The organism is Chondrinema litorale (assembly GCF_026250525.1).
In the GTDB taxonomy this organism is placed as follows: domain Bacteria; phylum Bacteroidota; class Bacteroidia; order Cytophagales; family Flammeovirgaceae; genus Chondrinema; species Chondrinema litorale.
Map to the genome: position 1 here is coordinate 1,150,985 of NZ_CP111043.1, position 12,988 is coordinate 1,163,972.

The 12,988-nt window shown below is 32.9% G+C and carries 6 protein-coding genes; 5 read left to right on the top strand and 1 reads right to left on the bottom strand.

Annotation, left to right across the window (positions count from 1 at the left end; translation table 11 throughout):
* The first annotated feature begins 113 nt into the window (after positions 1–113).
* Positions 114–4,676: a translocation/assembly module TamB domain-containing protein gene (locus OQ292_RS04700; protein WP_284684896.1), complete on the top strand. Its 4,563-nt coding sequence runs from the start codon at positions 114–116 to the stop codon at positions 4,674–4,676.
* A 118-nt stretch (positions 4,677–4,794) separates the two neighbouring features.
* Positions 4,795–5,940 carry a hypothetical protein gene (locus OQ292_RS04705; protein WP_284684897.1) on the top strand — a complete coding sequence of 382 codons (1,146 nt, stop codon included), beginning with the start codon at positions 4,795–4,797 and terminating at the stop codon, positions 5,938–5,940.
* A 59-nt stretch (positions 5,941–5,999) separates the two neighbouring features.
* Here OQ292_RS04705 and sppA read toward each other — a convergent pair whose 3' ends face one another.
* Positions 6,000–7,769: a signal peptide peptidase SppA gene (gene sppA / locus OQ292_RS04710; protein WP_284684898.1), complete on the bottom strand. Its 1,770-nt coding sequence runs from the start codon at positions 7,767–7,769 to the stop codon at positions 6,000–6,002.
* Positions 7,770–8,092: 323 nt separating this feature from the next.
* On the opposite strand from sppA, the gene OQ292_RS04715 reads away from it, so the two are divergent.
* The 3 genes from OQ292_RS04715 (at position 8,093) to OQ292_RS04725 (ending at position 12,960) form a co-directional block, all read left to right on the top strand.
* Positions 8,093–9,685 (top strand): DUF4384 domain-containing protein, encoded by a 1,593-nt coding sequence (locus OQ292_RS04715; protein WP_284684899.1) that lies wholly within the window; start codon positions 8,093–8,095, stop codon positions 9,683–9,685.
* A gap of 77 nt (positions 9,686–9,762) precedes the next feature.
* On the top strand, positions 9,763–11,079 hold the full coding sequence (locus OQ292_RS04720; protein ID WP_284684900.1) for a CsgG/HfaB family protein: 1,317 nt from the start codon (positions 9,763–9,765) through the stop codon (positions 11,077–11,079).
* 84 nt (positions 11,080–11,163) lie between these two features.
* Complete coding sequence (locus tag OQ292_RS04725) at positions 11,164–12,960, top strand: hypothetical protein (RefSeq protein ID WP_284684901.1); 1,797 nt, start codon at positions 11,164–11,166, stop codon at positions 12,958–12,960.
* Positions 12,961–12,988 lie beyond the last annotated feature (28 nt).

Here is a 12,988-nt window from a genome sequence, read left to right on the forward strand (position 1 = left end):
GATTGTTGTATAAGTATTTTAAATATCAATTCAGATATATTGGAAATGATATTAGTTAAACATTGAAAAACGAAGACAAAAATAGGAAAATTAGCTTTAAGAAGCTTAGAATCATGAACTGGCTGTTAAGAACAGTTAGTAGTACCCTATTTGCTGTTTTAGTTTTATTGATGGGTATAATTATGTTTGTTCAATACCCTTTTATCCAAACAGTAATTACAGAAAAAGCTGCCAATTACCTTTCTCAAAACACAGGCTATAAAACAAGTATAGAGCTGGTAAACATAGACTGGTTTGATGTTATTAGACTTGAAAATGTCTATGTTAAAGACTCATCTGATAATGAAATGATCTACCTAAATGAATTGGTGATAGATTATCAGTTTAAAAATGTACTTCAAGGTGGCGATATATATCTAGATCAGGTAATTTTAAGAAGAGGGAGAGTAAATCTTTTAAGAGAAGAAACTCTTAATATGACAGGCTTTATTAATGCCATTCAAAATATGGCGAGAAGTAAAGAGCAGAAAAAAAAGAAGAAAAAACCAAAATTCCATATTACCTATGGTAGCCTAGAAAACATGTCTTTCAGCTACAATAAACCAGAGGCTGATTTTTTTGAAGAAGGATTGTTTGACTATAATCATTTCGGTTTTGATGGCATTTATGGTGAAGTAAGCAATTTTAGAGTTGCTGCTGATACTATTGAACTAGAAGCCCACCAAATTCATGCTACTGAAAGTAATATTAAAAAATCGGTAAATGAACTTCATGCGCATTTCAGGTTTACTAAACAACTCATGACTTTTGGAAGTTTGCATGCCGTTGTAGGAAAAAGTATTGTGAGAGACTCATTGGTTCTGGCTTATGATACTGTAGCCGCTTTTAGTAATTTTAATGAAGAGGTTGAGATTTTGGCAGAAATCAAAAACTCAGTAATTCACACTGATGATTTGGCTGCATTTACTACCTATATGGCCGATAAGCATGATGTTTATCAAATTACTGGAAAATTTAGAGGGAAGGTGAATAATTTCCATTTATACCAAATGGAAACACGTTTTGGAAAAACTAGCTTATTAGCCGGAAACATTGCTTTTAGAGGTTTACCTGCACTTGATGAAACACTAATGGATTTAAATTTCAATAAATCCAATGTTCAAACTACAGATCTAATCCCTTACTTTTATGAACAACAGAACAGAGTCTTGCAAAAATTTGGAAGAGTCAAATTCAATGGAAATTTTATTGGGTTCTATAATGACTTTGTGACTGATGGGATATTTGAAACTGATTTAGGTTATTTCGAAACAGACATAAACCTAGAAACCACTGATAACAACTATTCTGGGAAGATTCTGGCCAAAAACTTTGAGTTAGGCAAACTAATAGACCAACAAAAGTACATTGGTAAAATAAATATGAAAGGCCAGATTGAAGGTCGCGGTCTTGCGCTATCACGTGCCAATTTCAACTTTAACGGAACTGTTAATAGTATTGAAGTCCTTAATTATCCTTATCAAAAAATAAAAACTAATGGCCATTTTGAAGAAGGTTTATTTAGAGGGAAACTCACTGTAGACGACCCAAATATTGACCTATTTATTGATGGTGAAGTAAATTTTAGAGATGAGACATTCAATTTTTGGTCAGAAATAGATAGTGCAAATCTACATTACCTTGGTTTTACAACAGATAGTGCTTATTTAAAAACTAATGTAGATGCTCGTTTTAGTGGTTTAAGCTGGGAAAATGTTTCTGGTAAACTCGATTTTCTTGAAAGTACACTCGGCTATAAAGATAAAGGAGTATCGCTTTCACAATTAGGAATTTATACCAACAAAGATTCTATTACGAGTATCAGAAATGCCTCGGTAAACTCAGAGCTGTTTGAACTTAAAACTAAAGGCACATTTGATTTAATTGATATTTATCCTGATGCACTTGAATATCTGAAGCAGTTTTCTGACCATGTAGAGTTGGAAGAGGTTGAAAAAGAAATTAGTCAGATTGAGGAAGCAGAAATAAATAGAAGAAAAAAGAAAAATAAAGAGATAAAAAAACTGCATAATTACTGGATGGATTTCGATCTATCTCTCTACGATATTAACAGTATTGTAAACCTCTTTATGGATAGTGTTTATCTTTCTCCAGAGTCAACCTTAAAAGGAAATTTAACCTATGGAGACACTACAGAATTACTTTTAAGCTATCATGCAGATACTTTAAAGTACAATAATTATGAGTTTGTAGAAGATAGCCTCTTATTGTTTACTGGAAGATATAGAAAAAAGAATTCTGATACACTTGACTTCCTATTTGAAAGTCAATTACTATCTCAAAAACAAAACTTAGATGGTTTTCAAACCGAAAATTTAAATATCACTACCAGTAAATTAAATAATGCCATTCTGTTTAACTCTTCAATTGCCCATGCCCTTTCTGAAGATGAAGCAAACCTAAATGGAAACATTGCATTCTACCCTGGTCATTTTGATATCAGCTTGACTAATACAAACTTTTTATTTTTGAATGAAAGGTGGATTCAAAATGGTTTAAACAGAATTGTATTTGCAGATCAAGATATCCATTTTGAAGATGTGAGTTTTGCAAACCAAAATCACCTATTATTACTAGATGGGACTATTTCGCAAGACACCTCGGAAATTATGAATATTATGCTCAAAAACTTTGAAATGAGCATGTTAAACAACTACAGTAATAAAAAACTAGATGGTGTTTTAAATGCCACAGTTAGCATAAAAGACATTTACGATGCGCCAAGATATATTAGCGATATTTCAATAGATAGTTTAGCTATAGATGAATATTTTCTTGGAAACTTAACCGCTAATTCAACATGGAGTGATAAACTTGAAAGGCTCATAATAGATGCAGACTTGAGCAGAGAAAAATATTACTCTATTGACATTAATGGATATTATGCCCCAGAAGCACCTGATACAGAAAAGTTTAGTTTGAATGCAATCTTAAAAGAGGCACCACTCTTTATTGCAGAGCCCTTTTTAAAAGAAGTATTTACAGAAATTGACGGAGTCGCAACTGGAAAATTACAGATTTCAGGTTCACCTTCATCTCCACTATTTGATGGTATTTTAGCTTTAAAAGATGGAAGTCTTAGAGTAAATTATCTGAATACTACTTATAGTTTTGAAGATACTATCTTCTTTGATAATGATCTACTTCGATTCAAAAATTTCGGGCTTACAGATCACGAAGGAAATACTGGAAAATTAAACGGATCAATATACCAAGGGAAGTCTGGAAGTTACGAAATTGATCTATGGGCAGCAATGAACAAGTTGCTTGTTTTAAATACAAAAGAGGGACAAGATAAACTTTATTACGGAACTGCCATTGGAACTGGAAGTGTGCATTTTTCAGGTCCATTTTCAGATTTAGCAATTAATATTCAAGCATCTACAGAAAAAGGCACTAAGATTTATATTCCTTTAGAAGGTTCAGAAAATGTTGAAGAGCAAGACTTTATCACCTTTGTAAGTGATATTATAAAAGATTCTACAAATAACATTACCACAGAACAAGAAGAATCATTCTCCTTACTTTTTAATATGGATTTACAAATTAATCCGGATGCCTACTGCGAAATCATTTTTGATAAAAAAGCTGGTGATATTATTAGAGGTAATGCTGCTGGAAACCTCAGAATGGAAATAGATACTAAGGGTGAATTTAGAATGTTTGGTGATGTTGAAATTGTAAAAGGAGCCTATAACTTCACCTTACTAAATGTTGTCGATAAAAAATTTAATATTTTACAAGGTTCTCATATAACTTGGACAGGCGATCCATACAAAGGGTTAATGGATGTACAAGCTACTTATACCCAACAAGCATCATTGTCGCCATTAATTATAGCTGATAGTAGTATTGTAAACCAACCAGAAATTAGAAGAAGGTATCCTGTTGATGTAATACTAAATTTGAAAGGAGAATTACTTCAACCAATTGTTGATTTTGATATTGACATTAAAAACTATCCTGCTACTGTTGCTGCTGGTGGTTTTAGTATTTCATTAGAAAGTTATGTAGCTGCATTCGAACAAAGAATTAAAAACGACGAACAGGAGCTAAATAGACAGGTTTTTAGTTTGATAGTGCTGAGAAAACTTTCTCCTGAAGATCGATTTGCAGGTATTTCAGGATCTGCTGCAACAGGTGTAAGTGAGCTTTTGGCAAATCAGTTGAGTTATTGGGTTTCTCAGGTTGATGAAAACCTCGAAATAGATTTTGATTTGGGTGGATTAGATGCCGATGCACTTAATGCATTTCAGTTAAGGCTTTCATATAACTTTTTTGATGGAAGACTGCGAGTAACCAGAGCTGGAGATTTTACTAATCAACAAAATCAAACTGATGCATCTAGTATATTAGGCGATATTACAGTGGAATATTTACTTTCTCCAGCTGGTAATTTAAGAGTGAGAATGTACAGAAAAAGTAATGACAATTCCTTTAACACTGGTATTGAAAACAACTCTACTGCTGGCGTAAGTGTAATGCACACCAGAAGTTTCGATAGCCTTTTTGGTAAGAAGAAAAAAGAAAAAAAGGCAAAAGAAGAACAAAAGAAAAATGATGAAGTTGCCACAAAATCTTCTGAGCAAAAACTAATAAATGAAGAAGAGGAATAGATTTTTGCACTAATCTCTAATAAAATAGAATTATTAAATATCCTTAACAAACTTACCTATTTTGCCTTCCGTAGGAAAAATCATTATCTTATATACTATTAACTGAAACTATTCGATTATGAAGGCTACTACACTCCTCCTATCGCTTCTCTGTTCTATATTTTTACAAGCTTTTTCTCAAAACAATAACTTTAATGGTACTTATTCCAGTGGTCAGATAACTTTATTAATTAAAGAAAATAATCCTGGTGTTTTTAGTGGACATGTCGCAAGTGCAGAAGGTACTTTTAACCTGCAGGCAAGTGCAAATGGTAATAATATTTCTGGAAGTTATGCCTATTATGGCCAAAACATACCATTTACAGGCTCACTTAACAACAATCAACTTACATTAAATAGTGAAGGTCAAACCTTTATATTCACAAAACAAGCTACTCAACAAAATAATCAAGCAAATACAAATCAAAACACCGCTCAAAATAACAATGCACTACAGACAGTAGCACATTGGGGTATAGGTTATCAGACTCCTAATGGATGGACTATGCAAGCAGGTGATGGTATTATTTACTTTATCTCATCCGACCAAAAACTAATTATGATTTTGATGCCTAATGAAGAATCTAAATCTTTGGCAGACTTAAAATATGCAGCTCAGCAAGGTTTAACAGATCAAAGTGTACAGCTTTCTACTAAAGGTGAAATTGTAAACTTTGGTAATGATGGAGTTGCCACTGCTTTACAAGGAGTTTTTAACGGAAGACAAGCCTTAGGTTATGTTGTCGGTAGGCTATCTCCATATCAAGTTGGAGCAACAGTACTTGGAGTTTGCGAAACAGCAGATTACAATAATGCATTTAAGCAACAAGTCGAAAGTTTTGCAAGAAACATCCAGTTTTCACAGCCTGTAAGAGCAACAACTAGCTCTGGAGCTGTTGCAGATTGGGGCACATATATGAAAGGGAGAAAACTATCTTATCTTAAATCAGATACTGGTTTTTATATGGAAATTCACATTTACCTATGTAGTGATGGCTCATTTGCTTATAAAGATAATTCTGGAGGTTTTGGCAATGGAGCCTCTATTGTAGCAGATTCAAAATATACTGGTAGATGGCAAGCCTTCGGAAATGGCAACTCTGGTACTCTTGTTTTAAATTTTAATGATGGCTCAAAGAGCACGTACAATACAGAATTAAGAAATGAAAAACTCTACTTAGATGGCAAACAATATTTTAGAGTAAATAATGATTACTGTAATTAAAAAAAATCCCCACTATGCTGTCTTAGTGGAGATTGTTCTTTTGGTTTCAAGCTATTCTATTACTCAAAACTATTTACCTGAAATGGCAGTAATACTTGCGTTCCTTCCATAGCATTCAATTTCTCCATTTGTTTTACTAATGGAGCTAACAATTTTTGTTCATCAGAATAGAACATACTATTTACCTGATCCATTGGATTATTGAGTAATTCCGTTAAGAAATCTTTCTTTTCTGGATAATACCTCACCATGTAATCATCTCCTAAACCTGCACTTTCTGCTGCAATTCGTATCGCATCGCCAATCCCTCCTTCAAAATCGACTAATCCTCTTTCCACTGCATCGCTACCTGTCCATACTCTACCAGAAGCCAAGCTTTTTAAGCTATCTATAGAAAGGTTTCTACCTGCTGCTGCTTTACCTACAAAAGACTCATATCCTCTCTCTACACTTTGCTGAAGATACTGTCTTTCTGCTTCAGAGAATCGCTCAGTTGGGCTAGCCAAATTTGAAAATTTACCTGTACTCACAGTTTCGAAGTTTAAACCGATTTTATTGGTTAGTAAATCCTCTGCATTAAATAAAAGGGCAAAAATTCCGATCGAACCTGTTATTGTATTTGGGTAAGCCACAATTGTATCTGCAGCCATTGCCATGTAATATCCACCAGATGCAGCTACATCAGACATTGAAGCAATTACCGGCTTCACCTCAGCAGCAAGTTTTACTTCTCTCCACATTACATCAGAAGCTAGTGCACTACCTCCCGGAGAATTAATTCTCAAAACAATCGCCTTAATAGACTCATTATTTCTGGCTTTTCTAATCTCTGCTGCAATCTTATTTCCACCTAAAAAACCACTACCGCCTTCACCAGAAATTATTTGCCCCTCTGCTACGATTACTGCCACCTTATTAGATGAAAAGTCTTGTCGGTTATACCTTGTTGATTTTGTATACTTTTTATAAGAGATCAGGTTTAAACCATCATCTCCAGCTCCTACCCTAGCTTTTAAAATACTTAATACCTGATCGTAATAAACAGTATCAGTAACAAGGTTATACTTAACTGCATCACCTGGCTTACGTATAAGAGCATTATCTGAAATTTCGGTAATCGTAGGTAAATCAATTTCTCTTGCTTCAGCTACTTTTTCAAGATAATGCTGGTGTAAATCACCCATATATTCTTGAATCTGATAACGATTCTCAGGACTCATATCATTTCTAAGAAAAGGCTCAACAGCACTTTTATACTCTCCCACTCTAAATATTTCTGGCTCAATCCCGATGTTGTTTAAAAACTCTTTGTAATAAACAATCTCAGTACTTAATCCATCAAACTCCATTAATCCTGCAGGATTTAGGTAAACTTCATCTGCTATTGAAGCTAAATAATACGCTCCTTCACTATAATACTCTCCGTATGCAACTATAAATTTATCAGATTCTTTAAATTTGATAAGTGAGTTTCTCAATTCTTCTAAAGTGGCAAAGCCAGCAGAAACTACACTTAATTCTAAATATATCCCCTCAATATCTGGATCAAGACTAGCATTTTCTATCTCTCCTTTTAATTCAATCAAACCCAATGGAACGGGGCTCATTCCAGGAAAAATATCAAGGTCATCAAAAGGGTTTTCTTCTTCAATTCTTTCCTGAATTGGACGATCTAATGTTAACTTAAGAATTGAGTTTTGTTCTATTTTTACAACTTCCTGACTTTGTGAAGAAATAGCTGTAACCAAAAAGATGGAGCCAAAAATTAACAATAAAACAAAAACTATTAATCCAATAACTGTAGCTAGTACATTGCCTAAAAAGCGCATAATAAATTATTTTTCAATATTCTTTGGAATAAAACTTAGGAACTTCTTAATATAGAACTAAAATTTGCCAAACATACTCATTCTTTCGCCTGCAATCAATTACCTTTCAAAGTAAACTTATCAAGCTATAAAAGTTAATGACTTTAAATAATTCAATTATAAATGATGAATATTAAGGGTAAAAATCGAATTTAAAGAACTTTACTGGTAATATTTCGTCTAATATCCGTGTTGAAGGTTAAAATGGTTATAGACATATAATTAAGCCTTTTTTTTATTTTTTGTTATTAGCGTGGAGCTTAATCCACAAAAAAAATCAACATATGATATCCCGCAAATTGTTTATCTATTTCCTAAATATTTCAGGTTGGTTGCTATGTTCAATGAACGTATTTGCCCAAAAACCTTCTTGGACAGAGTATGAAGATAGAATATCAATGTTTCCAAAATCAGAATATGTTATAGGTTTTAATTCTGATGGGAATGTTTCATCTTATGATGCAGACGATACACAAGAAGAACTGCTTGAGTATGCACGTATTCAGTTAATAGAATCTATAAATGTTACAATTAAAAGTATTGGTACACTTAACATTACAAACGTAAATACTCAAACACATGAGTATTTTAAAAAGACGAGTGCATCTTATTCTAAAGTAAACCTTACTGGTTTACAAACTGAAACTTATTACGATAAAAAACAAAAAGAAGCTTATGCCATTGCTTATGCTCACAGACCTACTTTGGTTAAAAGTTATGTGAATCAAATTAAAAAAAATGGCGAAACCATTTCTAGAAAAATGCAATCTGCTGATAACTTTTATGCTAGAGGTGACAACCAAAATGCCCTTAAGAATTACTTTGAAACATTACCGCTTTTTAGAGAAATAGAAGAAGCTTATACACTTATTATCGCTCTTGAAGGAGGTATTGTAAGTGAAATCGAAAAATCAATTGAAGAAATAAACAGCTACAAATACACAGTAAATGAAGCTATAGCCAATATACAGCAGAGTAACAATCTCAACTTAAGCGATCTTGCTTTCATGATGGCAAAAGGCTACCAGTTACAAACAAATAAACCAACCCGACCAATTAGATTGGCTAATTTCACTTATCAAGACACTAAAATGACTAGTCAGTTTTCTAAAAGATGGGGTACTCTTTTTGAAAAAATGCTAGTTGATGTAGCTGATTATCCAATTGCTAGTGCATCTGCTGATAATTATTATGCAGACGTTAATCCATTTAAAGAAACTTCCACTACAGATTCTCAAAAACCACTTTATATAATTACTGGTACCTTTTGGGAAGAAGGTGAGAAAGTGAGAATAATTTCTATTCTGAGAGATATTGAAACTGGAAAAGCACTTGCAAGTATGGAAGGCTCAATGTCTGCCCAGCTCTTAACCGATAATAATATATTTGTTAAACCAGAGAATTTTGAAGAGGCATATTCTGAGCTAAAAACATTTGCTAAAGACGATATTTCTGGCAGCGAATTAATAGTGGACACTTGGACGAATCATGGAGAAGAAAACCTAATTTATACTGAAGGTGAAACCATGAATGTATATGTAAAAGTAAATAAGCCTTGCTACATAAGATTTATATATCATACAGCAGATGGTAGTAAAGTATTGCTTTTAGATAATTACTACATAGATGAATCTAATGTGAATAAAGTATATAAAATTCCTGAAGATTTTGAATGTACTGGACCTTTTGGTGTAGAAACGCTTCAAGTTAATGCACAAACTGTTACATTTAGCCCATTAAATGTGAGAAATCAATATGGCTATGATTTTATCATAGATGATTTGGAAGAAGTGCTTGCAAACACCAGAGGATTCAAAAAGAAAGAAGAAGTTTTGCTCGCAGAAAAAAGAATTTTAATAACAACTATGCAGAATTAAGATAAAATAGTAATAAATACAGAAACTAACACTTTAATATTTAATAACTTATCTTAGAATAAAACACAAAGAGTATTATGAGTCACCACGACAAGCTGTATTCTATTTTCTTATTAATTTTCGCCCTATCACTAACTCAGTGTACAGCACAACAAAGACGATTTAGAAAAAATGCTGAAGAAGCTTTTGAGCAAAGAAGATTTGATGATGCAGTAATTAATGCTGTAAATTCACTTTACGAAAAACCCGAAAAAAACACGCAAGCTCAAGAAGTACTTGAACTAGCTTTTCCTCGATTTATTAACGATTACGAGGATAAGATTGCTATGTTAAAAGCATCTTCTGCATCGTATAGTAGTGACAATACTGTGGAGCAAAGGAGAGAAATTATAACGCGTTACGAAACACTTATTAAATACACCAATGATGTAAAAAACCTTCCTCCTGCTGCTTTCAGTATGAAAAGAAGAAACATAGAGCTAGAGTATAAAGAGTTCTATAATGAGTTGGCAGAAGCTAAACAAAACCTTGAAAGAGGTAAAGAAGATGCTGCTGAATCTCACTATCAGGAAGCGCTAAGACTTATGGCAAATGGAGGAATCGATAATAATAAAACTGCTGCCAAAGAATTTAAAAAAGCTCTTGGTTATGTCCCAGGTTATAGAGATGCAGCACAAAAGTATGAAGATGCCAGAAAAGCAGGTACTACACGTGTAGCCATTATACCATTTGAAAATAAAAGTGGCAAAACAAATTATGGAGCTTTGGGAGAATATATTACAGATCAAGTAATTGCTTCTATCTTCGATGATAAAAGTGCAATGGAGTTTCTTGAAATTATAGATAGAGAACAACTTGAATTAGTAATAAACGAGCAAAAGTTAGGAGCTAGCGGTTTATTAGATGATAATACATTAGTTGAAATAGGTAAAGTTTTAGGTGTTCAAGAAATTCTCACTGGAAGAATCACCCAAATTATATCAGATAGAGAACAAGTTACCAGTGAAAACCAACAGGTTAAAGACAATGTAAAAGTTAAAGTTGGAGAAAAGAAAAATTCAGATGGTAAAACTGAAGCTGTTTACAGAGACAAAGAAGTGAGTGCTGTTGTTACAATATACAACAAAACCGCTGGAGCGCGAATGAGTGGTTCTTACAAAATACTTGATGTACAAACAGCTAGATTATTAGAAACCGAAGCTTTTAGCGAGTCTTATGAGTTTAATCATGAGTGGGGTTCTTACAGAGGAGATGAGAGAGCGTTATCTTACAAGTACAAACAACTAGTACAAGTTAGAGAAAAAAATCCTTTAAGTGATGGTGAACGTATAAATTATGTAGCTACGAAGCTTGCTAGTGATTTGGCAGTAAAACTTAAAGAATACTCTCAATAAACTTTAATTATTCAAAAAAATACTTCAATAAATAAACTATAGCTTACATGTTTCGTAACTGAAATTACTACAAGTGAAGCTGATATGAAAAGATATTTATTTATACTGTTACTCATGCTTGCATCAATTATGGTGCAAGCTCAACAACCCGATTGGACAGATTACTATCAACGTGAAGCTCAATATCCTGAGAATATGTTTCTTACTGGATTTTCATCACAAGGAAATGTTCAACAAGATTCTAAAGAATTGTTTGATGTACTTACTGAAGTTGCCAGAAAGCAATTAATTGAATCTATTCAAGTAAAAATCAAAAGTGTTGCTGAATTAAACATCCAGAATGTGAACTCTAATACTTATGAAGAGTTCAAGCAAAATAGCGTTTCTTTAGCCGAAGCCAATATTGTAGGATTAAAATTCGAAACCTATTATGATAAGCGCAACAAAGAGGCATTTGCTTTTGCTTATGCAAGAAAAAGTGAAGTAATTACTTATTACGAAAACCTAATAAAATCGAATCTTTCAAAAATTCAGCAATTTCAAAACGAAGCAGCTCAGTCGATTTCATCCAACGATAACAAAGAAGCACTTAAATCATTATTCTCGTGCAATTCACTTTTTAGAGAACTCGAAGAATCTAGATTAATATTAACTGCTTTAGGTATTACTGGAGAAAATTCACTAAAAACTACTGAAGCAAATCAAAAAAAGCTTGATGTTAGAAATACAATTGCCAGTTTGCTATCAAGTAAGCAGCTAACTATGCAAGATGTTGGATATTATCTTTCTTATGGACTGTCTGTTCAAACTGGTGAGTTTGCAAATAAAATATTAATCCAGTCACCAACATATAGAGATACTGAATTAACAAGTGATTTCTCTGCCGCATTCACTCCTGTTTTTGAAAATAACTTGGTGAAAGTTGCTAGCTATAATATCGCTAATCAAAACATAGCTACATCAACTGCTGATATCACGCTAACAGGTACTTATTGGGAAGAAACAGATGGGTTAAAAATTATTTATAATATAAATAATAATGGTGAAACATCTGCTAGTATGGAAGCCAGTCTTCCATATGAATGGCTTGAAGCTAACAACTTAGATTACATTCCAGAAAATATTCAGAAAGCCAACTTACTCGATCAGCTTGAACTAAAAGCTTTAAATCCTAGTCTAAATGCTAAAGTTAATCAGGATTTAAATTTGCCTATTAATATACAGGTAAACTATCTTGGAAGCAATACAGAGAACATGTTAGCGAACTTACCTATAAAATTTTCGTTTTTAGAAGAGAATGGAAAAGTAATAGGAACAGTAAAAACTGATCGATTTGGAGTTGCAAAAGCATTTGTTGGAAAAATAACATCCGACAAAAAAATGCAGATTATAAAAGCAGAAATTGATATTGCCAGTTTTGTTGGAATAGATGAATCATCAGCATATTATCAAAAAATACTGCAGGAGCATCAGATACCTACAACCAAGTTTTTTCTAAATGTTAGTGGCTTATCGATGTTTATAACAACATCCGAAACAAACATGGGACAACAGTTAACTATACCTTTTATTGAACCTAGTTTAAAAGAAGCCTTATCTAACAATGGCTTTGCATTTACATCTGATATGTCGCAAGCAGACTTTGCAATAGATATAAAAGCCAATGCTAGAAATGGTAATACTTTTGAAGGTTTGTACTTTTCCTTTGCTGATGCTACCGTTTCTGTAACTGATTTAAGTTCAGGTATGGAAGTTTACAAAGGTTCTTTTAAAGATATTAAAGGAGGTAGTGTAAACTATGAGAGAGCAGGAATAGCTGCATTGAAGAAAATTGCGGAAAAAGTGAGTTCTGAGATGCTATCTGAGCTAAAAAAATCGTAACTATTTAATAACCTATTTTTTATATTTT

Excerpts from the sequence above, each read along its gene's own strand:
- OQ292_RS04700 (WP_284684896.1), top strand. The coding sequence starts at position 114 with ATGAACTGGCTGTTAAGAACAGTTAGTAGTACCCTATTTGCTGTTTTA.
- OQ292_RS04705 (WP_284684897.1), top strand. The coding sequence starts at position 4,795 with ATGAAGGCTACTACACTCCTCCTATCGCTTCTCTGTTCTATATTTTTA.
- sppA (WP_284684898.1), bottom strand. The coding sequence starts at position 7,769 with ATGCGCTTTTTAGGCAATGTACTAGCTACAGTTATTGGATTAATAGTT.
- OQ292_RS04715 (WP_284684899.1), top strand. The coding sequence starts at position 8,093 with ATGATATCCCGCAAATTGTTTATCTATTTCCTAAATATTTCAGGTTGG.
- OQ292_RS04720 (WP_284684900.1), top strand. The coding sequence starts at position 9,763 with ATGAGTCACCACGACAAGCTGTATTCTATTTTCTTATTAATTTTCGCC.
- OQ292_RS04725 (WP_284684901.1), top strand. The coding sequence starts at position 11,164 with ATGAAAAGATATTTATTTATACTGTTACTCATGCTTGCATCAATTATG.